The sequence below is a fragment of the Pseudomonas sp. Irchel 3A18 genome (assembly GCF_900187465.1).
Taxonomy (GTDB): domain Bacteria; phylum Pseudomonadota; class Gammaproteobacteria; order Pseudomonadales; family Pseudomonadaceae; genus Aquipseudomonas; species Aquipseudomonas cichorii.
Window position 1 is genome coordinate 16,364 of record NZ_FYDI01000006.1, and the last position, 21,901, is coordinate 38,264.

Genomic DNA, 21,901 nt, shown 5'->3' on the forward strand with positions numbered 1-21,901 from the left:
GACGGTTCTCCATGAGTCAGAAAGTGAGTCCCTGGTTGAGCTGCATGATCGGCAACAGCACGGCCAGGACGATGAACAGCACCACACCGCCCATCACCAGAATCATCAGGGGCTCGAACAAGGCCATGAGCATGTCAACATGACGGGTGAAGCTGCGCTCCTGGTTGTCCGCCACCCGTTCGAGCATGTCCGGCAAGGTCCCGCTGGCCTCGCCGCTGGCGACCATGTTGAGCAGCAGCGGCGGAAAATGACCTGCAGCGTTGAGAGCACGATGCAGGCTGACGCCGCCCTCGACCTGTTCACGAACGGTTTCCAGCGCCCGATGCACTTCGCGGTTGCTCACGGTGGCAGTGGCCACGTGCAGGGCTTCGAGCAGCGGCACGCCGCTGCCCACCAGAATCGCCAGACTGCGAGCCAGCCGTGCGCTTTCCAGCACGGTCAGCAACGGACCGACCTTGGGCAAACGCAGCAAACTGCGGTCCAGGCGCAATCGCCAATGGGCCTTGCGCAGCAGGAAACCCGCACCAATGGAGGCCAGCAGCCCCAGTACCAGCAACCACGGGCCGACATGCACCAGCCCTTCGCTGATGCCGATCAGCAATTGAGTAATCAGCGGCAGGCTCTGCCCGGTATGGCTGAATTGCTCGGTGAGCTTGGGGACCACGAAAGTCATCAGGCCAACGACCACGGCCAGAGAAACCAGCATCAGCACCGCCGGATAGATCATGGCGGTACGGGCCTTGTGGCGCTGACGCTGGACCTGCTCAAGGTGCTCGGCCAGACGCTCCAGCACCGGTGCCAGCTTGCCGGAACGCTCGCCCGCCTCCACCAGCGCGCAATACAGCCCCGTGAACAGGCCACCTTGTCGGCGCAGGCTTTGCGCCAGGCTGTGCCCTTCCCCGAGCGCACCGCGTACGGCCACCAACAGGTTGCGAATCGCAGGTTCGGCAAGTTGCCGTTCGAGTGTCGCCAGGGCATCCACCAACGCAATTCCGGCACTGAGCAGCGTCGCCAACTGGCGTGTCAGTTCACATAACTGGGTGTGATTGAGGCGCTGGCCGCGAGGGCTGCGCGAGGCTGAATCCTGAATCTGCAAGTCCCGGGCGAACAGTCCTTGTTCACGCAAAAGCTGCCGGGCGTGACGCTCGCTTTCTGCCTGAAGGCTGGCTTTGCGCGTACGGCCTGCCGGGTCGAGGGCCTGATAGCGATAAGTCGGCATCGGTCAGCCCCGCACGGCGCGCAAGACCTGCGCAAGACTGGTTTCGCCACGCCGCAGGCATTCGGTGGCCATGGCCACAAGACTCTGTCGCTTGTCGGCCAGATAATCATGCATCGCGACTTCGCTGGCCCCGTCGTACAGCAAGGCAATCAGGCCGGCGTCCAGCTCGATGAATTCATACAAGCCCATACGTCCGTCATAGCCGCTGCCCTGGCAAGAGTCGCAGCCTTGAGGGTGAAAGCTTTCGGTGAGCCCGGCCAGTTCCGGCCACAGCATCCGCTCGGCGTCCTGCAAGGGTTGCGCAACGGCGCAATGACACAAGCGGCGTACCAGTCGCTGGGCCAGCACGCCCTTGAGGGTCGAAGCGATGAGGAAGGGTTCGATGCCCATGTCACGCAGGCGGGTCACCGCGCCCACCGCGCTGTTGGTGTGCAGGGTAGAAAGCACCAGATGCCCGGTCAGACTGGCCTGCACAGCGATCTGCGCCGTTTCGCGGTCACGGATTTCGCCGAGCATGATGACGTCCGGGTCCTGACGCAGAATGGCCCGCAAGCCATTGGCAAAGGTCATGCCGGCCTTGGGATTGATCGCGGTCTGGCCGATGCCGGTAATGGCGTATTCGACCGGGTCTTCGACGGTAAGAATGTTGCAGGAACCATCGTTGAGGCTATTCAGGCTGGCGTAGAGCGTGGTGGTCTTGCCCGAGCCGGTCGGGCCGGTGCTGAGCACAATGCCGTTGGGACGTTGCAGACAGGCTCGCAGCCCCTGCTCCACTTCAAACGGCATGCCGAGGTTACCCAGGTCCAGCAGGCTCGCCTGCTTGTCCAGCACCCGCATCACCACGCGCTCACCGTGAATGCCTGGCAAGGTCGAGACGCGAATATCCACTTCACGCCCGGCAGAACGCAAGGTAATCCGGCCATCCTGAGGCTGGCGTTTTTCGGCGATATCCAGCCGGGCCATGACCTTGATCCGCGACACCAGCATCGTCGACAACGCACGCGGCGGACGCAGCACTTCACGCATGTGCCCGTCGATGCGCAGGCGAATCACCAGACTCGCTTCGAAGGTTTCCACATGAATGTCCGAGGCCCGCAAACGCAACGCTTCGCCGAACAGGCCGTTGATCAGGCGAATCACCGGCGCGTCGTTATCGTTCTCCAGCAGGTCTTCGATCTTGGGCAGTTCGCTCATCAGGCTGTCGAGGTCGACCTGCTCGCCAATCCCGTCGATCAGCGCAGCGGTGGCCGACTCGCCGGCCTGGTACAGTTCCCCGAGCCGGGCTTCATAATCCTGGGTCGAAAGGTGCTCCACCACGTTTGGCAAACCATGCACCCGCATCACTTCCTGCAAGGTGTCGGTGTCACTGCCGACGCGCAGCCATAGCAGCCAGCCCGCATCGGTCGGCACCCTGGCGACGCCGCTCTGGCGTGCTATGCGATAAGGCAGCAACGCGTTCACCATGCGCCCTGATCCAGACGTTCGCGGCTCGCCGGGAACAATTGCAGCAGCGGATCGCCCTCGCTTGCACCCGGCAGCGCCAACGAAGTGCTTGCCTTGAGGTTGCGGTATTTCTCGCTGCTGAGCTGAGCCAGCGTCTCACCGTCGCGCACGATGCGCGGGCGAATGAAGACCATCAGGTTCTGTTTGACCCGCTGGGTCGCATCGGAACGAAACAGTCGGCCCAGCACCGGAATGTCACCCAGCAACGGCACCCGTTGATCGCTGGTGGTGGACTCGTCACCGATCAGGCCGCCCAGCACCACAAGGCCGTTATCTTCGACCATGACCTTGGTCTTGATCTCGCGCTTGTTGGTGATGACATCGCTGGCGCTGGTGCTGTCGGCAATCGACGAAACTTCCTGCACGATATCAAGGCGCACAGTGTTGTCGATGTTGATCTGCGGCTTGATGCGCAGCTTCACACCCACTTCCTTGCGCTCGATGGTCTGGTAGGGGTTGGTGTTGTCCTGGGTCACCGAGCCGGTCACGAAAGGCACTTCCTGTCCCACCAGAATCGACGCTTCGGCGTTATCCAGCGTAAGCAAGGTCGGCGTCGACAAAAGGTTGAAACCGCTCTGGCTTTTCAGGGCATTGAGCAAGGCCAGAAAATTCAGCCCGCCACCGCTCAGGTTGCCGACCCCGGCTGTCACACCCTGAACCCCGGCCAGCAATTGCCCCAGGCCGGCCGTGTCCCCGGACTGTGCCAACGCGCCCACGCTGGTGACGCTCGGCGCATTATTGCCACTGAAATTGATTGCGCCGCCCCCGAAATTGTTGCCCTGAAACAGCCATTGCACGCCCAGTTCCTGAGCGCGGGTGTCCGAGACTTCGGCGATGATGGCCTCGACCACCACCTGAGCACGGCGGATATCCAGTTGCTCGACAATGCTGCGATAGGCCGTCAGTTCGCTGTCCGGCCCGACCATCACCACGGCATTGGTGCCTTCCTCGTATTCCATACGAATGCCCGAAGTGCTTACCGGCACGGATTTCTCGCTGCCCTGAGCGGAGGATGTCGGCGCTGCGATGTCCTGACTGAGGCCGCGCAGGACCTTGACCACTTCTGCCGCATTGGCATGGCGCAGGTAGATCACCACGGTGTTGGCGTTATGCAGCGGGTCGTAAGGCTTATCCAGTTGCTTGAGCAAGGCCCGCACACGGGCGCGGCTGTCGGTGCTCCCGCGCACCAGCAGGGCATTGCTGCGCGGGTCGGCCACCACTTGCGCGCTGTCGGCGCCCTGCTCGCGAGCCAGCAGGCGCGTGACCAGTTGCGCGGTGTCGTTGGCATTGGCATTTTTCAGCGGCAGCACTTCCAGGGGTTCCTGGCTGACCTGATCGAGCTGCACCAGGAGGCTGTCGATACGATCCAGGTTGCTGCGCCAGTCGGTAATCACCAACAGGTTGGCCGAAGGGTACGGCGTGATAACCCCCACTCGCGGGTCGATCAGCGGCTTGAGGATATTGAGCATCTGTTCGCTGGCAGCGTTGCGCACATTGAACACGCGGGTCGCCATGCCATCGTTGGCCTGCGCTGCATTGCGCCCCGACTCCACCGGCACGGGCTCCAGGCGAGCGGCCTGATCCGGGACAATCTTCACACTGCCGTTTGGCAGGTCAACCGCCGCGAAACCCTGGGCGCGCAATTGAGCCAGGAAAATATCGTAGATCTCTTCACTGCCCAGCATCTCGCTGCTGCGCACCGTGACCTTGCCCTTGACCCGTGGATCAATGATGAACGTGGTGTGGGTGATGCGCGAAACGCTGTCGATGAACTCGCTGAGTTCGGTATCGACAAAGTTGACCTCATACAGCGGCTCTTCTTCGGCACTCACACCGGTCAGGGTCAGAGCGCACAGCAGAAGGGCAAGACGCAGCGGTTGCTTGAGACGAATGAAGGTCATTGCTTATCCCTGTTGCTTGAAGCCGAAGAAGGGCCGTTGCGCAGGCCATGGCAAACGTTCGAGCTTGCCGTTGTTGTCGAACACCATGCCCAGCTCATCGATGTCCTGCAGAGAAACGCCGGGGGCCAGTTTCTGGCCGCGAGCAAGGGTGCGTTGGCGTTGCTCGAAACGCAGCACCACCACCGTGGCGCTCAGGGGAATGGCCTTGAAGCTGCCCAGGTATTCGATACCCAGCGTGGTCAGGGGCAATTCATTGCTGAGGACGGGACCGGCTCGCCAGTGACTGCTCAACAGACCGGCCACTGGAGCCGGGGCCACGCTACCGGTGACGGGTCGCGCCAGACCATGCCAGGCCTGTAACACACACTGTGCCGCCAGCCAGCCGACCAGCATCACCAGAAGCACATGGCTCGTCCAGACCAGACGAGTCATGCGGCAGACTCTCGTGGATGCCAGCCGGGATGACCTTGGACGTAACGCATTCCGGGCAATTGCAAAGGTGCGATGCGCCAGTCGGCAGGACGCTCACGCAGCCAGGCTTCAAGGTGCTGCCAAAGCGGCTGACCGGCCTGGGCGTCGAAACCCAGGCCAAAGGTGCGGCACTGCCCGGCGGGTTCGCCCACGCCATTGATCCGCTTGCCACCCGCGCTGTAAGTGACCTCCCATGACTGGCTCATCCAGCGCGGCAGGTCCTGGCTGTTGTCCAGCAGCAACATATCGCCAAACATTTGCTCGGCGACGTTTTCCAGCACTCTGGGGACCTGCTTCGCGGGCACATTCACCACCGGAGCCGGATAGCTGCCGGTCAGGCTGATCAGGTGTTCGCGGGTAATCATCTGCCCTTGCGCCAGCGGACTGTCGTAACGCAGGCCAGGCAGCAGCACGGAACTGTCAGGACGCTCGGCCAACGCCTCATGCAGCAAGCGGTCCCAACTGCCGCCGCGCACATCCCGACGCCATAGATTTTCCGGCGCACGGGCCAACGGTTCGTCAAGCCAGCCAGCGTGGGCGGCGCGCTGCTGTTGGGTGAGCTGTCGAATGCGCTGGGCCTGGACCTGATCAGCCGCAGTCAGGGTGCTTTCCAGCGCCGGTTGAAAGCGCGCCGTGAACTGCCATTGCCCAGCGGCCTGCTGACAACGAATACGAAAGGCTCCGCTGGCACGGGTCCCGCCCAATATCACAGGCACCCGCTTGCCTGAGGCTTGCATAATTTCTAGCGGCTGCGGCCAGAGATCCTGACCACGAGCGCACAACACCATGTCGATATGAGACAGACGTTCAGCAAGCCAGATCCCCGGCCCGGTGCCGACATCCGCCAGAGCGATCACCAGATCGGCATCGGCACGGGCACGCTCAAGTGCCGGTTGCAGGCTGTCGTGCCATTGTTTGAGGGACAGTTTCTGATCCCGTGCGTAGGGGTCGGTAATGCCGACGACCGCAATGCGAACTCCGCCGCGACGAAAGAACGCCACGGCTTCGGTGCCCAGGCGCTGGCCGGCATCCGCAGCCAGGTCTGCGCCCAGAACCGGATGTCCGAACTGGCGATACAGACCGGCACATTGTTGCGGCCAGAGCAGACGCTCATCGCTGCTGACCCGCACTTCAGTGCCCAGCAATGCGCTGCCTTGAACCCCGGACTTGCCCTGAGTCAGATAAGCCAGGCCACTGCCATTCCAGCATTGGCCGTTCTCCAGCGTAAGGCTGTTGCCATCACCCGCTTCGCTGCGAAAACGCTGCAGCAACGCGCCCAGCACCGGGTAACCACCGGTTTCGACGTGCTGGCTCAGGCTGGCGTCGAGCAGGCTGTTGATCTGGAGTTGATCGGGGACATGGACACGGGCATTGGCCCCCGTGATCCAGGGTGCCTGGCCGATACGGGTCGCAGGCCCCAGATGCGTGGCGGGAACCACCGGCTTGCCAGGCTGGCGAGCATCCAGGGTGTCGGCCACATACAGCAGATCGACGTAGCTGCCGCTGGCCACAGAACCTCTGTACTGAAGGCTTGAGCAGGCCGACAGCAACGGCGCCATGGCACCTGCCGTCATCCATCCCAACACATCGCGCCGTGCCATTGAAGCCATCGTTCTTATGTCCTGAGGCGAACCCTTCACAGGGGCGGCATATTGGCGATGGAAAATGACAGTTTGATGGCATTTTTTTAACCCGGACCTTCACGGCCCTCTCTGTAACAAAATGAAATAACTACGACGGCTTTCAGACGCTTTCTTAATAAAACTGCCAATGAATCATCACACTCGGCTTCTACAGTCCCGGTTCCTTTTCCAAACCTATTTCATAAAAAGGACCTGATGAATGAGTCGTAATACCGGCGATAACCAGAACCGCAACCTGAGTACCAACGAACCGCTGTCATCCGTGCTGGACACCTATCTGAGCCGTCGCAGCGTGGTACGTGGCGGGCTGGGTGCTGCCATTGCCATGATTGCGGGCGCCGGGCTGACCGGTTGCTTCGACAGTGGCAGCGATTCAAATGACGACCCGGCACCGACACCCGCGACACCTGCGGGCCTGAAACTGGGTTTCACCTCGATCCCCGGCTCGCGCACCGACGCCGTTACCGTGGCCGCCGGTTATACCGCTCATGTTCTCGCCCCATGGGGCACGCCGCTCAGCAATCTGGCCAACCCCTGGAAAAGCGACGGCAGCAACACCTCTACCGATCAGGCCAACGCCATGGGCATGCACCATGACGGCATGCATTACTTCCCTATCAACGGCAGCTCCACTGATGGCCTGCTGGCGATCAACTTTGAATACATCGACCAGAACGCCCTGCACCCGTCCGGCCCAACCCTGGTGGGCGGCGTTCGCCCGGCTGAAGAAGTGCGCAAGGAAATCAACGCCCATGGCGCTGGCGTCGTGCGCATCAGCAAGGTCGGCAGCCGCTGGCAGGTAGTGGAAAACGACCCGTTGAACCGCCGCTTCACCACGGCCTCGGTGATGAACCTGTCCGGCCCGCTCAAAGGCACCGATCACGTCAAGACCGTGTTCTCCACCGACGGCAGCCAGACTCGCGGCACCAACAACAACTGCGGTAACGGCTACACGCCATGGGGCACTTACCTGACCTGTGAAGAGAACTGGCCGGGGATTTTCGTCAACCGAGGCACCCGCCCAGCCGACCAGGTGCGTATCGGCATCGCCACCTCGAACGGCAACTATCGCTGGGAAACTGCCGCTGGCGATGCTTCCGAGGTCAACGGCGAATTCACCCGTTTCAACATCACCCCATCCGGTGCCACGGCCACGGACGATTACCGCAACGAAGCCAGCACCTATGGCTATATCGTTGAAATCGATCCGTACAGCGCAAGCACCCTGCCAGTGAAACGCACCGCACTCGGCCGCTTCCGTCACGAAGGCTGCTGGCCGGGCCTGACCACTCCCGGCAAGCCGGTGGTGTTCTACATGGGCGACGACTCGCAGAACGAATACCTCTACAAGTTCGTCTCCACCGCCTTGTGGGATGCGGCGGATGCCAACCCGAGCGATCGCCTGGCCACCGGCGCCAAGTACATGGACAGTGGCAAACTGTATGTCGCCCGCTTCAACGCTGACGGCAGTGGCAACTGGCTGTTGCTCGACGTAGCCACAGCGACGACCGATAGCAGCACCCTGGGTGCCAAGTTCACCGACCTGCCAGGCATCATCCTCAACACCCGTGGTGCTGCGGATGCCGTGGGCGCAACCCCGATGGACCGCCCGGAATGGACGGCCGTCAACCCGCTCAATGGCGACGTCTATCTGACCCTGACCAACAACACCAGCCGCACCACGGCGAACGCCGCCAACCCGCGGGTCAATAACAGACACGGGCACATCATCCGCTGGCATGATGCTGACGATCTGGTGTCGTTCACCTGGGACATCTTCGTCTTTGGAGCCAACGCTTCCGGCACAGCAGACATCAACCGCTCCGGCCTGACCGAACTTAACCAGTTCGCTAGCCCGGACGGCATGAGCTTCGATAGCCGTGGCGTGTTGTGGGTCCAGACCGACAACGGCGAATCCACCATTACCAGCTACACCAACGACCAGATGCTGGCGGTGATCCCGACCAATATGCTCGATGCACAAGGCAAGCAGATTCCGGTCAATGCCCAGAACCAGGGTGACCTGCGTCGTTTCTTCGTTGGCCCCAATGGCAGCGAAGTCACCGGCCTGGCCTTTACGCCGGACAACAAGACCATGTTCGTCAACATCCAGCATCCCGATAACTGGCCATCGACCGATGTGGCAACCGACGTGACCGTCGGCACCGTGCGACCACGCGCTTCAACGGTAGTGATCCAGCGGGCTGATGGTGGGGATCTGGCGGTGTAGTTGGGAAACGAGCGGCAGCGTCAAGTTAGAAGCTGCAAGTGCAAGTCTGGCTTGCAGCTTGCGGCTTGTAGCTAACGACCTACTTTTCGTTCACGAATCACCATGTCCTGGGCTGGCACACGGCTGTGCCATTTCACGATGCCCAGGGCTTCGGCGCGGTATTGGCTGTGAAACTTCTGGCCATCCAGTTCCACTTCGATCTGCACCAGGAAGTGATCGCCGTTGAGCTGCAAGCCTTCGCTCAATCGGGCGAAGGCTTCATCGTCCATGGCGCCCATGGCCTGGCGCAAGGCGCTAGCATCCAGATAACCTCCAGCCGGTCTGCCGCTGATCAGGCGGGTCAGTTGCGAGCGTTCGACTTTCCCCTCGTACAAAGCTTCCAGCAAAGGCAATTCATTGAGGTTGAGGGCATTGGCATTCAACCGCCAGCCCGTGGTTTCCGGTAAGGCGCACAGTTGTGGATAACGTTGTTCGCGCTGGCTGTCGGCGGGTAGCAGCAGGTTCAATTCGCTGATATCGACCATCGACTGATTGGCCGCCAGATGCGGTGGCGACGAGCGCAGGTATTCGTTGTTTTCGGCACCGTGCAGGCTGCTTTGATGATCGGCGTCGATCCAGTCGGTCAGGCTTTGGGCCAGACGTTCAGCCTGCATATCCGCACCCAACAGATAGACCAGTTGCTTTTGCGCACGCTCGGCCTCAGGCCCGATCAGGCTGTTGACGTTGAAGCAGCGATGCAAATCGAAAATCCGGATACTCGCCTTGCCACCCTTGAAGTCATAACTCAAAGGCTGTCCGCGCAAGGCCTGCCAGAACAAAGGGCTGGCGCGCCACACCGGGTCCTTGAGCGCCTGCCCGGCAAACGCCAGCGCCGCCTTTTCAATGGATCGCGCCTGCACTCGCTGCTGAAGCAAGCGCACGCTGTCCACCTCCTGCCGCCCCTGCTCAACCATCCAGGCCAGCCCGGCGGCCAGCATGGCGAGGGCAACCAGCACCATCAGCAGTGCCGCGCCTTGTTGTCGGTTTTTGGTCATCGTCCAACCTTGGGTTTCGTGGGCAGCCCTCTAGTCAACAGCGGCAATGTTTCAGGCCGGTGGCAGATTTATGAAAAGGTCTTGATCGCGATTTCCTACAAGCGCCTGTGAATTCCCCGCTCCCTGTTTAAGTACAAATGGCGCAGTCGCTTTATTCTGTCTGCCACCGCGTTATGGCAAGTGGCAAAAGCAATTGATGGCCAGCGAGTCAGGCAGCCACGTATTATTCCTCACCCGACCAATACCAGAACGTATCGCCCCATTTCGAGTCGCTGAAGCTCGGCATTATTTCGCCTTGCTGGAAGTGGCGTCTTGAGTTGGCTTGAGCCGGGGTGAACCAGTAGCCTGTTTTGCTGCAATGTTGTCCGGCATCAAGGCGGGCGACTTGAGGTCCATTGGCGGATTGAGAGCTTCTTGCGTACTCGACCAAATGCTTTGGATAAACCATGTGATTTATTTTGCTGTCGTCGATACCATATAAAAAAGCAATGGCTCCGGCCTCGAAAGCCCAATATCCGACGTAACTTCCTTCATCTCCATCCAAATGCGAATCGTGCCAAGGCGCTTGCTTGAATGCGGGATACCACTGCTTGCAATACGTATCAAGCAGGTGCGATGCCTCCTCTTTTTCATCGGCATATATAGCGTGAATCAAAGGCGTATAAACATCATGATACCACTCATCTATATCTTCACGCCCCGGCAAGAGCTTGCGGAGTAAATCTTCATAAAGAGTGTCTTCCCCATTATAGCCTGCATCATCCAATAGCTTGACAAATCTTTTTAGAAGATCCGTTCTGTGAAGCAATATGCAGAGACTGAAAACCTGAACGCACTCTTCAAATTGATGAGGCCAATCATCAATGGCAAGTGGAGAAATATTGTTAACTCCTTCAAGCGTTGAAAGCTTACTTTGACGTTCTTCATACTTTGACACAAGCTCTTCAAGCAAAGGTATTAGCGTAGAGATATCTACCCCTGCTGTGTAAGATATCAACAGCTTCTTTAGCGCCAGATCTTGAAAGTGGCTAGCCCTCAGTGACTCTTCTTGTTCGGGAGAATCAGACTCAAATTTGTTATGCTCAAAAAAGACCTTAGTCTCTTCTACATACTCAAAGAATTCTGCATACATATTATCACTAAGAAATTTCTGTCTCTTATTCATGTCTATTGCTCAATAGTCAGCGAAGTCGATTCTTTATATTTCAATGCAAGACGTCTTTTTCGCTTATTGACAAACTGCTTGACTTCATCGTCAGGATAGTGAAAGGCAGAATGATTAGCATGAGTTGCCTCATCACCATTATTTAGTCGAGCGTCTGCATGCTCTTTCGGGCTTTTTTTAGGATGATACAACGGAGCGTAAAACAAATGCCGACTGTACGATCCTAAAATCTGATAGACCATTTTCTTAGGGACTGCACTTTCAATATTAGCCCTAATCCACTCCTTGCTCATTTGAACAAGAATATCCTTTGGCTGCTTTGCCGGTTTGTCTTTTTTATCAGCCGCAGTTGGAGAGCTTTTTGAGCGAGAGAGTTTGCCTTTTTTCTTCCCGGCAGGCGCACCTTGGTCAAGGTCTAACGGCTCAAGTAACTCGCTTGGATCCGTAAGTCCCGAAACGCCCAGTGTTGACGCGACACTGGGCTTGCGGGTGTTATTGGGTTTTCGCATAAACTTCGGTCCGTCTTCATCGCGACTCGCTTTAGCCTCAACAATCGCGAATTTTTTTCCGTTGTTTGTAGCTGGATCGGCGCGCCAAACAGAATCGATACCGGTTCCATTCGCTCCATCTGTCAGCCTATATAGAACATGACGAGACTTAGGACTACCACCTTTTGAGAGCTTCCCCAACTTACTCGCACTCGGCACCCCCTCCAGCCACTTCCCATCAGCGCCCTTGTCATGCCCGTCCCAATCCTTGCCCCAACCGAACTCCACCGCGCAGATGTAGTCAGCAATATGTTCTCCACTGACTCCCAATCCTTCATTGCTAATGTCATAGAGTGAGCTGCGACCTAACGTTGTTTGATCACTTTTCTGCGACGCAGTACCGCTTGCCCCGTCTTTGCCTTGAGTGGCCACGGTAGAATCTTTTGCCGCAGGCTTTTTACCCTGCGCGGGTTGACGGGTGCCTGATGCCATCCCAGAACTATTGCGCTGCACCCCCTTCCACTTCACCAGCCGCTTTTCAACAATCCCCACCATCGCTGGCATGTTGTCGCGAGATGCCGCCAGGACGGTCACGACTGCGGTTTTTGCCCAGTTGGGCAGGCTCTGGAATGCCGAGGAGCCTTTTACGCCGGTGATGATGTCGTCGAGTTCGGTGCGCAGTTTGCCTGCATCGAAAACCTGTTTGAGCAGTTCTTCTGGGCTGGTTTTGATGCCGCACTCTTGCAGCACGAAGCGCAGCAGGTCGAACAGCACGGGGGCGTAGCGTTGTGGGTCTTTGTTGACGATTCGCAGGCTTTTCTTCAGGCCGTCGCCCGGCCCTGGAATCCAGCCGATGACCGCCATCAACAGATCGAATTGCGCGTCTTCCTTGCCGTCGGTTGTCTCTGCGTTGTAGAGGACGATGGAAGATTCGATGGTGTCGTAGGCATCGATGGCCTGTCCCAGAAACGGCACTGCGCCGAGTGCGATGCCTTTGGCCAGTTCAACGGCGGCTTCCTGATACGCGGCGCTACGGTCTTCGCCACCTTTGTTTGCGCCTGCGGCGACTTTCTGACTCATGCCAGCCTCCCTGCGGCTTTTTCCACCAATGCCTGTAAATCAACCTGATCCGGGTCCAGGCCGAGTTTGCGTAAATCTTCGTTCACCTTTTCATCCGTGCTCTGAACGACCGCTACGCTTTCGCGACTGAACGGTCGGGGATCTTCACCGTAATACACCTTGGCAGGGCCTTTGGGGACATCCTCCAGCCGGGCAAAACCATCGTCGTCCAGTACGCCTTCGCGGGTCGAGCCATCGGCAAACTCAACGCGATAGGAGGCGCCGGGCACGGGCTCAAGGTTGTCGTAATGCAGGTTCAGTTCCAGCCAGGTCGGGTTGGCCTTGGCAGTCCTCATCAAGTGACCGGCCCTGCCGGCAGCCGCAAGGCCTGGAACCAGCGGCGCAAGAATCCCGATCCCCGTCCCGGCCCCCGGCGCACCACCCGAGTTGGTCCTCACCTGCGCCCCGCTGATGGTCACGCCGCCAGCATCGATCTTGATAAAACTCCCGCCAGCCTTGGCGGTGAACTCCATGCCGCCTTCCAGCACCACCTTGTCGCCCGCGTAGTAGTGAATCTCCCTCCCGGCCTCAACAAACTGCGCCGTTCCGACTTTTACATGCTGGGTCGCGCCAACGGTCAGGTGGTCGTCGGCACGGGCTTCGGTCCTGCGGTCCAGATGGGTGATGCGGTGTTCTTCGGCCTTGAACTCGCTGAAAGTATTGGCTTCAACGGTGTCGTGCCGCTCGTTGCCCACGCGGATCTTCTGGTCGTGTTCGATGTTTTCATCCCAGTCGCGCTGGGCATGCAGGTAGATCTGTTCTGCACCTTTCTTGTCTTCGATGCGAAACTCGTTATAGCCCTGGCCGCCCGGCGAGCTGAGGGTCTTGAAGGTGCTGCGGGTCTTGTGGGCTGGCAGGTCGTAAGGAACGACATTTTCCTTGTGGAACAGGCAGCCGGTGATCAGCGGTTGGTCAGGGTCGTTTTCGAGAAAGGTGACCAGCACTTCCATGCCGACTCGCGGGATGGCAATGCCGCCATAAGCGCTGCCCGCCCAACCGGTGGCGACGCGCAGCCAGCAGGTGGTTTTATCATTACCCCGGCCCTCGCGGTCCCAGAAAAACTGCACCTTGACCCGACCGTATTCATCACAGTGAATCTCTTCGCCTTTTGGCCCGGTGACGATAGCGGTCTGGCTACCGATGGTCAGGGGTTTGAGGTGGGCCAATGGCGGGCGGTAATGGGCATCCCACGGGGTTGCGAGGAAGCGATTGCGGTAGCCCTGATGGAAGTCGTCCTTGTTGTCGGTGACGTCGCTGGTGATGTTTTCGCCCAGCACTTGCGGCTGTTTGCCTTCGTGGATGACCTCCAGCAACAGCCACAGGTCGTTCCATTCGGCTCGCGGGTGTTCGCTCAGGGTCATGAAATGGCCGGTGACCAGGGTTGGCTCGTCGCCTTGGCCTTCGGCAAGTTGGTAATCGCTGCGATGGCGTTCAAGGGCGCGGGTCGTCAGTTGCTTGCCCCGTCTGCGGTCGGTGAAACGGCCGGGGTAATCGTAGTCTTCAAGGTCAGGCAAGAAAGGGCTCTTGGCGGTGCTTTCAGGCAGGAGGCCCGGCTTTTCAAAGTCGTAATCGCGGCGGCTGACGCGAGTAGTGCGGGTTTCCAGTCGCAGGTTGAAACGCTTGATCACCGGTTTCTCGGCCGCCATGCCGGAATCCTGCTGATAGCTCACGGGGACGAGTTTGCGGAACACCGTCTGGTCGTCGCCAAACACCAGTTTGTGGCCACTGGCAGAGTGCTGAAAGTGGAAGTGAATACCTTCTTCTTCGCACAGACGCTGGATGAAATGCAGGTCCGATTCGTCGTACTGCACGCAGTAAACGCGCTCGGGGTAGGTCGCACCGAGTTGAAAACTGTAGGCATCGGCCAGAATGCCCCGTGCTTCCAGGACCTGAGCAATGATCTCTGGCACCGTCAGTTGCTGGAAAATCTGCTGGTCATGGTTGTGCCGCAAGTAGGCAAGTTGCGGCACCAGCGTGATGCTGTAGCGGGTCAGTGTCTTGCCTGAATCGCCCTGCTCGATGCCGTAGACCAGGCCATGGATGATGCCTTTGCCCGTGGCACCGAAGGTCAGGTGGGCGCGCGTGTGCAGTAGCTCCTTGAGATTCAGATTGGGACGGCTGCTGACCAGCTCGACGTCGAAACGGTAGGGCTGGTTAAGGGCTTCGCGACCGATGAAGCTGAGGACTTGCAGGTCTGTGGAAACGCCTTCGAGCGTGAGGGAGATATGGGTAGCATTTGCGTCCAGCATGCTTTGAATTTCATCCAATGAAATGACCGAGGGTCGAGATGTTGCTCGAATAAATGCGCTATCTCAGTGCAGAAATTACCATCACAAAAATTCAAGAATCCTTAGAACGCTTTCAGGCTCGAAAATTCCCCTTCCAGCTACCCAAATGCCACTAATTAGCTACCATTACCCCGCCATCACGGCACACCGACTCTTGTTGTCCCTTTGGGATCATGTGTAATCAGGGAGATTTATATGGCCAGACTGGAAGAGTCTTGTATCAAAGGCACGGCCCCGGCAATGAAACGCTACCATCTGCACGCCGCAGTTGCCGCATTGATAGCGGGATGTACGGCATTGCCCGCAATGGCCGAAGAGTCATCACGGCAGTTCATCAATCCGCCCGATCTGCAACAGCAGGCTCCGAGCCAGGCGGTTAGTGGCCAGACTACTTTGCTGATGCGTTCGGGCGTCGAAAAAGCTGCGACCAAGCCGCTTCCCGCGCCGACACCTCGCGCAGGCAAGGAACGGCAATTGGTGCTGAATATCGGCTATACCGTCAGTAGCATCTATAACCCGACAACCAAGAACGACGATGTGGTCAGACTGCGCAGCTACAAAGGCACGGACGTCGATCCGCGCAGGCCTTTTGTTGCCCCTACGATCAATGCCACGCCGGGCGATACCATTCGGGTCACGCTGAACAACAACCTGCCGAAAGACCCAAGCTGCACCGATCCCCATGCGACAACAGACAAACCTCACTGCTTCAATGGCACCAACCTGCACTCCCACGGCCTGTGGGTCAGCCCGACGGGTAACAGCGACAACGTCTTGCTGTCGATCAACCCCGGCGTCAGCTTCCAGTACGAATACAACATCCCCGAAGACCATCCGGCCGGGACTTTCTGGTATCACCCTCATCGTCACGGCTCTACCGCCCTGCAAGTGGGTAGCGGCATGGCGGGCGCTCTGGTGATCCATGGCGATCGCAAACCGACGCATGAAAGCAATGGCGATATCGATACCTTGCTCAAAGGCTCTGATGGCAAGCCATTCACCGAACGCTTGCTGGTCCTGCAACAGATTCCCTATGCCTGCACGGACGATGGCGGCAAGACCTACAACTGGAATTGCGCGAAAGGTCAGATAGGGGTCGTGGAAAGTTATGAGGACCAGTTTGGTCCCAGCGACTGGCAGAACTCGGGGCGTTACACCACGATCAACGGCCAGGTCCAACCGATCTTTTTCGCAAACAGCGGCACTATCGAACGCTGGAGGCTGGTACATGCGGGCATTCGCGACACCATCGTGCCGCAATTTCGCAAAATGGCCGAAACAGGACGCCAGCGTAGCCAGGACGGGATCAGCGCCGCCGACTCTGAAAGCTTCATCGCCAACCAGTGCTTCGGGGAGCCGGTGCCGTTCCAGGTCATCGCTTCAGACGGCCTGACCATGGACAAGGCTCAGCAACTCAGCCAGGTCACCTTGCAGCCAGGTTATCGCAATGACCTGCTGGTGATGTTTCCGGAACCTGGTCGCTATTGCGTAGTAGACAAGCCTGAAACCGAATCAGGAAGCGTCAACCAGACCACTGGCAGCACGCAACTGCTCGGTTTCGTTGAAGTCGGCGCTGGCCCTAAAATCAAAGACATCAAGGCCGCAGTCACCACCGAACTGGTCGCGGCTGCCAAGCGCAACATGCCAGCGGAGGTTCAGAGGCTGGTGGTCAGCGACCTTCAGAAGGACCTCAAACTGACCAAGTTCATTCCACATGCAAGCATCTCCGATGAGGAACTGAAGAAGAGCGGCAATCTTGAGCAGAACCTGGTGTTCATGCTCAACGCTACCGATCCGAACAACGTCAAGTTTGCTGTCGGCACCACCGCAGCGAACGCAGAGCCCTACAAGCCCGATGTCATCAATCGTCAGCTGACACTGGGGACAGCGGAAACCTGGACCCTGCAATCGGCTTACGTCAGCCATCCGTTCCATATCCACGTCAACCCGTTCCAGATCGAGAAGATCATCGGCCCGGATGGCACTGACCTCAGTGAGCCGGGAGCTGTGGATAAAACCGACAACAACGATGCTCAGTATGCAGGCCTCAAAGGCGTCTGGAAGGACACGCTGTTTGTCAAAGGCCCTACCGGAAAGACACCGGGCTTTGATCCGGTGACGAACACCAAAGGCCTCTACAAGATCTACGTCCGCACTCGCTACCAACGCTACATCGGTGAGTTCGTGTTGCACTGCCACATCCTCGATCATGAAGATCAGGGCATGATGCAGAACGTCAACATCAGCATTCCGGATGGCAATGGCGGCAATCTGGGCAGCAGCAGTCATCATTGATGGTTTTCAGCTGAAAAGAGCGGCTCACACTGAGCCGCTTTTTTATCTCTCGAAAAGCCATAAAAAAAGGCCGCCCGAAGGCAGCCTTTAAAGAACAAAAGGAAAGAGAGTAAAGCTTGCTTACACGGCCGCGACAGGACGCATGTAAGAAATAGGTGCCGTACTGGCATCCTCGAAGGTCACGACTTCCCAGGCGTCCGGCTGCTCGATCAACGTGCGCAGCAGACGATTGTTCAGTGCATGCCCCGACTTGAAGCCTCGGAACTCACCAATCAGGCTATTGCCCAGCAGGTAGAGGTCGCCGATGGCATCCAGGATTTTATGTTTGACGAATTCGTCCTCGTAACGCAGGCCGTCTTCGTTCAAGACGCCTTCCTTGTCGACCACGATGGCGTTTTCCACGCTGCCGCCGAGTGCGAGGTTGTGCTTGCGCAGGTACTCGATATCACTCATGAACCCGAAGGTCCGTGCACGGCTGACTTCCTTCACGAAGGAAGTACTGGAAAAGTCCACGCTTGCACTCTGGGTGCGGTCACGGAAGACAGGGTGATCGAAATCGATCTCGAAACTGACCTTGAACCCTTCAAAAGGCACGAAAGTAGCGCGTTTACCGCCCTCTTCCACTGTCACCTCACGCAGGATACGGATGAACTGCTTCGGCTCGTCCTGTTCCTCTAGACCAGCCGATTGAATCAGGAATACGAAAGGGCCTGCGCTGCCGTCCATGATTGGAACTTCGGAGGCAGAGAGCTCGACGTAGGCGTTATCGATGCCAAGGCCAGCCATGGCCGAAAGCAAATGTTCTACCGTGTCTACCTTGACGTCACCGCTGACCAGAGTGGTCGACAGTGTGGTGTCTCCGACATTTTCCGCTCGTGCAGGAATATGCACGACAGGATCCAGGTCGGCTCGGCAAAACACGATGCCGGTATTCACAGGCGCAGGCTTGAGGGTCAGGTAAACCTTTTCCCCGGAATGCAAGCCAACACCTGTGGCACGGATAATATTTTTCAGGGTGCGTTGTTTAATCATGGCATGGCCGCTTCAGCGCAAGTTGCGAACTGGTATCAACAAAGGCTGGCGATGATAGCAGACCATGCCTTTGCTGAACACCAATCACCCTAATACCCCTGATACATTTCATCAATCGGCCTGACGACGCAGGAAAGCCGGGATGTCCAGGTAGTCAAGGTCATCGTTAGGGTTCATCTTGGCCGCTGCAGTGGCGCTTGCATGAGCCTGGTTACGCATTACGGTCGGACGGTCCAGATCACGGTAGTTAACCGATGGAGCTTCCTGACGAGCTGCTGCCGGTTGAGCAGCGGCCTGCTGGACGGTTTGCAGGGTGTTGTCGATAACCTTCACAGGCTTCTCGATTTTCGCACCCAGACCAGTGGCAACCACAGTCACGTGCAACTCGTCACGCATGTCCGGATCGATAACAGTACCGACCTTGACCATTGCGTGCTCGGAAGCGAACGCTTCGATGATGCTACCCACGTCGGAGTACTCACCCAGAGACAGGTCAGGACCGGCGGTGATGTTGACCAGGATGCCACGCGCACCTTGCAGGTTGACGTCTTCGAGCAACGGGTTGCGAATGGCCGCTTCGGTCGCTTCACGCGCACGATTCGGACCGCTGGCGCAGCCGGTACCCATCATTGCCATACCCATTTCGCTCATCACGGTACGGACGTCGGCGAAGTCGACGTTGATCATGCCCGGACGTTTGATGATGTCGGAGATACCGCGAACGGCACCGGCCAGAACATCGTCAGCCTTGGCGAAAGCCGACAGCAGGCTGGCGTCTTTACCCAGGATGGTCAGCAGCTTCTCGTTGGGGATAGTAATCAACGAGTCGACGCTTTCAGACAGCATACGGATGCCTTCATCGGCGATCTGCATGCGCTTGCGGCCTTCAAACGGGAACGGACGAGTCACGACCGCAACAGTGAGAATGCCCAGTTCCTTTGCCACTTCGGCAATGATCGGAGCTGCACCGGTACCGGTACCGCCGCCCATGCCAGTGGTGATGAAGACCATGTTGGTGCCTTGCAGGACTTCTGCAATGCGCTCACGGTCTTCCAGTGCCGCCTGACGACCGACTTCAGGGTTGGCGCCAGCGCCAAGACCTTTGGTTACGCCAGTACCCAATTGCAGGATGGTGCGTGCACCGATGTTTTTCAGTGCCTGAGCATCAGTGTTGGCGCAGATGAATTCCACGCCTTCGATGTTGCTCTTGACCATGTGATTGACAGCGTTGCCACCACCACCACCCACACCGATAACCTTGATTACCGGGCTCTGCGGGACGTTGTCTACGAGTTCGAACATTTTCCCTCTCCTTCAGTTCTCTAGTTTTGTTTCTGCCTACTACCTGCCGCTACCACTTTTGAAGCCTTGAAACTCAGAAATTGCCCTGGAACCAGCGCTTGACGCGCTCAAGCACTGGGGCCTTGGGTTCGTCGCCGTAACTGCTGCTGTTGCCCAGACCGGACAGCGAGATGCCATCCGACTGTTTTTGCAGCCCGTACAACAACAGGCCTACGCCTGTGGAGTAGATCGGGTTGCGCACAACATCAGCGAGCCCTTTGACGCTATGCGGCACGCCGAGGCGTACCGGCATGTGGAAGATTTCTTCGGCCAGTTCGACCGCACCTTCCATTTTCGAGGTACCACCGGTCAGCACGATGCCTGCCGGGATAAGATCTTCATAACCGCTGCGGCGCAGTTCGGCCTGGATCAGGGTGAACAGCTCGTCGTAACGAGGTTCGACCACTTCAGCCAGGGCCTGACGCGACAGCTCGCGAGGTGGACGGTCGCCCACGCTCGGGACCTTGATGGTTTCACCGGCACCGGCCAGTTTGGCCAGGGCGCAGGCGTAGCGAATCTTGATTTCTTCGGCATACTGGGTCGGTGTACGCAGCGCCATGGCGATGTCGTTGGTGACCTGATCGCCGGCAATCGGGATCACGGCGGTGTGACGAATGGCGCCTTCGGTAAAGATCGCGATATCCGTGGTGCCACCACCGATGTCCACCAGGCACACGCCCAGCTCTTTCTCGTCATCGGTCAATACCGAATAGGCCGAAGCCAGTTGCTCGAGAATGATGTCGTCGACTTCTAGGCCACAGCGGCGCACGCACTTCTCGATGTTCTGGGCGGCGTTCACTGCGCAGGTCACCACATGCACCTTGGCTTCCAGGCGCACGCCGGACATGCCCAGCGGCTCGCGCACGCCTTCCTGGTTATCGATCACGTAATCCTGAGGCAAGGTGTGCAGAACGCGCTGGTCGGCAGGAATGGCAACAGCCTGTGCGGCATCGAGCACACGCTCCAGATCCGCAGAACTGACTTCGCGATCACGAATAGCCACGATGCCGTGGGAGTTCAGACTGCGAATATGGTTGCCCGCCACGCCGACGAACGCCGAGTGGATACGGCAGCCCGCCATCAGTTGCGCTTCTTCGACGGCGCGCTGAATCGATTGCACGGTCGATTCGATATTCACCACCACGCCCTTTTTCAGGCCACGGGATGGATGGGTACCGATACCCACGATTTCCAGCGAGCCATCGGCCGCGACTTCGCCTACCAGTGCCACCACCTTGGAGGTACCGATATCCAGCCCGACGATCATTTTGCCGCTTTGCACATTTGCCATGGTCCAGCCTCTTATCAATTCTTCGCGACAGCGGGCTTGTCCGCTGTGGGCGCTACCTGTTCACGCCAACCAACCGCAAGGCCGTTGGAGTAACGCAGGTCGATGCGCGCAATATTCGTGATTTGTTCTTTAAGCGTTTTTTCGTAAATCGCGATGAAGCGGCGCATTTTTTCCACAAGATGATCGCGTCCCAGCAACAACTCGATACCCGGACCGGCATTGCCGGCACCGGTGGTCAGGAACCAACTGCCACGCTCACGTAACTCCAGGCGTGCGATGGAGAACCCCATGGGGCGCAACATCTGACTCAACACCTGGTACTGCTGCATCACCTGTTGCTGAGCCCGCTGCGGGCCGAACAACTGGGGAAGGTGTTCATAGTTGGACAGTTCACGCGGCGTGAAAGCCTGTCCCTGGTTGTTCAACAGCGCTTCGTCTCCCCAACGGGCGACGGGCAGTTGCTCTTCCAGTCGAACCACGACCTGATCCGGCCATACGCGCCGTACTTCGGCATGGGCGATCCAGGGCATCTGCTCCAGTTCGGTACGCATACCGGCCAGATCGATGGTGAAGAAGCTCGCCGCCACATAAGGCGCGATTCGTTGCTGCACCGCCTGCTGACTGATGTAGCCCAGGTCACCCTGCACGTTGATGCGGGTGATCGGACGGTCTACATACGGCAACAGACGCTGCGCACCTTCGTACGTACCGAAACCCAGAACCACCAGCAGCACCGGCCAGAACAGTCCTTTCAGGAAACCGAAGCCCGGCTTGGGCAGTCGCGCCGACAATGGCTCCTTGGCCACCATCCGACTGGCGCCACGCGGCACTGGCTTGCGGCCAGGAGCAGGTGGCTGATGACGTGCCGACGCGCCGTACAT

The 21,901-nt window shown here is 58.5% G+C and carries 15 protein-coding genes; 2 read left to right on the forward strand and 13 right to left on the reverse strand.

Annotation, left to right across the window (positions count from 1 at the left end; genetic code table 11):
- Window positions 1-16: 16 nt before the first annotated feature.
- From gspF to CKW23_RS13400, 5 genes are read right to left on the reverse strand one after another with little or no spacing between them, the layout of a single operon-like run.
- Entirely contained in the window at window positions 17-1,219 is a 1,203-nt protein-coding gene (gene gspF / locus CKW23_RS13380; protein WP_025261716.1) for a type II secretion system inner membrane protein GspF, read from the reverse strand.
- Window positions 1,220-1,222: 3 nt separating this feature from the next.
- Window positions 1,223-2,671 carry a GspE/PulE family protein gene (locus tag CKW23_RS13385; RefSeq protein WP_025261717.1) on the reverse strand — a complete coding sequence of 483 codons (1,449 nt, stop codon included), beginning with the start codon at window positions 2,669-2,671 and terminating at the stop codon, window positions 1,223-1,225.
- A 5-nt stretch (window positions 2,672-2,676) separates the two neighbouring features.
- Window positions 2,677-4,623: a type II secretion system secretin GspD gene (gene gspD / locus CKW23_RS13390; protein ID WP_025261718.1), complete on the reverse strand. Its 1,947-nt coding sequence runs from the start codon at window positions 4,621-4,623 to the stop codon at window positions 2,677-2,679.
- Window positions 4,624-4,626: 3 nt separating this feature from the next.
- On the reverse strand, window positions 4,627-5,055 hold the full coding sequence (locus CKW23_RS13395) for a hypothetical protein (RefSeq protein WP_025261719.1): 429 nt from the start codon (window positions 5,053-5,055) through the stop codon (window positions 4,627-4,629).
- The gene (locus CKW23_RS13400) at window positions 5,052-6,704 is read right to left on the reverse strand and encodes a hypothetical protein (RefSeq protein WP_025261720.1); all 1,653 of its coding nucleotides are present in this window, start codon (window positions 6,702-6,704) and stop codon (window positions 5,052-5,054) included. The genes CKW23_RS13395 and CKW23_RS13400 overlap by 4 nt, the downstream gene beginning before the upstream one ends.
- A 232-nt stretch (window positions 6,705-6,936) precedes the next feature.
- Here CKW23_RS13400 and CKW23_RS13405 point away from each other — a divergent pair, with 232 nt between their 5' ends.
- Complete coding sequence (locus CKW23_RS13405; RefSeq protein ID WP_025261721.1) at window positions 6,937-8,967, forward strand: PhoX family phosphatase; 2,031 nt, start codon at window positions 6,937-6,939, stop codon at window positions 8,965-8,967.
- A gap of 71 nt (window positions 8,968-9,038) precedes the next feature.
- On the opposite strand, the gene gspK is transcribed toward CKW23_RS13405, so the two are convergent.
- The 4 genes from gspK to tssI all read right to left on the reverse strand — a co-directional run bounded on the left by gspK (window position 9,039) and on the right by tssI (window position 15,022).
- The gene (gene gspK / locus CKW23_RS13410) at window positions 9,039-10,001 is read right to left on the reverse strand and encodes a type II secretion system minor pseudopilin GspK (protein WP_025261722.1); all 963 of its coding nucleotides are present in this window, start codon (window positions 9,999-10,001) and stop codon (window positions 9,039-9,041) included.
- Between the two features lie 223 nt (window positions 10,002-10,224).
- Window positions 10,225-11,166: a PoNe immunity protein domain-containing protein gene (locus tag CKW23_RS13415; protein ID WP_025261723.1), complete on the reverse strand. Its 942-nt coding sequence runs from the start codon at window positions 11,164-11,166 to the stop codon at window positions 10,225-10,227.
- 2 nt (window positions 11,167-11,168) lie between these two features.
- Complete coding sequence (locus tag CKW23_RS26585) at window positions 11,169-12,734, reverse strand: hypothetical protein (RefSeq protein ID WP_177434642.1); 1,566 nt, start codon at window positions 12,732-12,734, stop codon at window positions 11,169-11,171.
- Entirely contained in the window at window positions 12,731-15,022 is a 2,292-nt protein-coding gene (gene tssI, locus CKW23_RS13425; RefSeq protein WP_025261725.1) for a type VI secretion system tip protein VgrG, read from the reverse strand. Before tssI ends, CKW23_RS26585 begins: the two co-directional genes overlap by 4 nt.
- 234 nt (window positions 15,023-15,256) lie before the next feature.
- Between tssI and CKW23_RS13430 the strand changes: the two genes are divergently transcribed.
- The gene (locus CKW23_RS13430; protein WP_236249452.1) at window positions 15,257-17,356 is read left to right on the forward strand and encodes a multicopper oxidase family protein; all 2,100 of its coding nucleotides are present in this window, start codon (window positions 15,257-15,259) and stop codon (window positions 17,354-17,356) included.
- A 120-nt stretch (window positions 17,357-17,476) separates the two neighbouring features.
- Here the strand turns inward: CKW23_RS13430 and lpxC are convergent, their stop codons facing one another.
- The 4 genes from lpxC to CKW23_RS13450 form a co-directional block, all read right to left on the reverse strand.
- Complete coding sequence (lpxC, locus tag CKW23_RS13435) at window positions 17,477-18,388, reverse strand: UDP-3-O-acyl-N-acetylglucosamine deacetylase (RefSeq protein WP_025261727.1); 912 nt, start codon at window positions 18,386-18,388, stop codon at window positions 17,477-17,479.
- A gap of 111 nt (window positions 18,389-18,499) precedes the next feature.
- Complete coding sequence (ftsZ, locus tag CKW23_RS13440) at window positions 18,500-19,690, reverse strand: cell division protein FtsZ (protein ID WP_025261728.1); 1,191 nt, start codon at window positions 19,688-19,690, stop codon at window positions 18,500-18,502.
- 73 nt (window positions 19,691-19,763) lie between these two features.
- Window positions 19,764-21,020, reverse strand: coding sequence for a cell division protein FtsA (gene ftsA / locus CKW23_RS13445; protein ID WP_025261729.1), 1,257 nt, complete (start codon window positions 21,018-21,020; stop codon window positions 19,764-19,766).
- Between the two features lie 14 nt (window positions 21,021-21,034).
- Complete coding sequence (locus CKW23_RS13450; RefSeq protein ID WP_095067721.1) at window positions 21,035-21,901, reverse strand: cell division protein FtsQ/DivIB; 867 nt, start codon at window positions 21,899-21,901, stop codon at window positions 21,035-21,037.

Excerpts from the sequence above, each read along its gene's own strand:
- gspF (WP_025261716.1), bottom strand. The coding sequence starts at position 1,219 with ATGCCGACTTATCGCTATCAGGCCCTCGACCCGGCAGGCCGTACGCGC.
- gspD (WP_025261718.1), bottom strand. The coding sequence starts at position 4,623 with ATGACCTTCATTCGTCTCAAGCAACCGCTGCGTCTTGCCCTTCTGCTG.
- CKW23_RS13395 (WP_025261719.1), bottom strand. The coding sequence starts at position 5,055 with ATGACTCGTCTGGTCTGGACGAGCCATGTGCTTCTGGTGATGCTGGTC.
- CKW23_RS13400 (WP_025261720.1), bottom strand. The coding sequence starts at position 6,704 with ATGGCTTCAATGGCACGGCGCGATGTGTTGGGATGGATGACGGCAGGT.
- CKW23_RS13405 (WP_025261721.1), top strand. The coding sequence starts at position 6,937 with ATGAGTCGTAATACCGGCGATAACCAGAACCGCAACCTGAGTACCAAC.
- gspK (WP_025261722.1), bottom strand. The coding sequence starts at position 10,001 with ATGACCAAAAACCGACAACAAGGCGCGGCACTGCTGATGGTGCTGGTT.
- CKW23_RS13415 (WP_025261723.1), bottom strand. The coding sequence starts at position 11,166 with ATGAATAAGAGACAGAAATTTCTTAGTGATAATATGTATGCAGAATTC.
- CKW23_RS26585 (WP_177434642.1), bottom strand. The coding sequence starts at position 12,734 with ATGAGTCAGAAAGTCGCCGCAGGCGCAAACAAAGGTGGCGAAGACCGT.
- tssI (WP_025261725.1), bottom strand. The coding sequence starts at position 15,022 with ATGCTGGACGCAAATGCTACCCATATCTCCCTCACGCTCGAAGGCGTT.
- CKW23_RS13430 (WP_236249452.1), top strand. The coding sequence starts at position 15,257 with ATGGCCAGACTGGAAGAGTCTTGTATCAAAGGCACGGCCCCGGCAATG.
- lpxC (WP_025261727.1), bottom strand. The coding sequence starts at position 18,388 with ATGATTAAACAACGCACCCTGAAAAATATTATCCGTGCCACAGGTGTT.
- ftsZ (WP_025261728.1), bottom strand. The coding sequence starts at position 19,690 with ATGTTCGAACTCGTAGACAACGTCCCGCAGAGCCCGGTAATCAAGGTT.
- ftsA (WP_025261729.1), bottom strand. The coding sequence starts at position 21,020 with ATGGCAAATGTGCAAAGCGGCAAAATGATCGTCGGGCTGGATATCGGT.
- CKW23_RS13450 (WP_095067721.1), bottom strand. The coding sequence starts at position 21,901 with ATGTACGGCGCGTCGGCACGTCATCAGCCACCTGCTCCTGGCCGCAAG.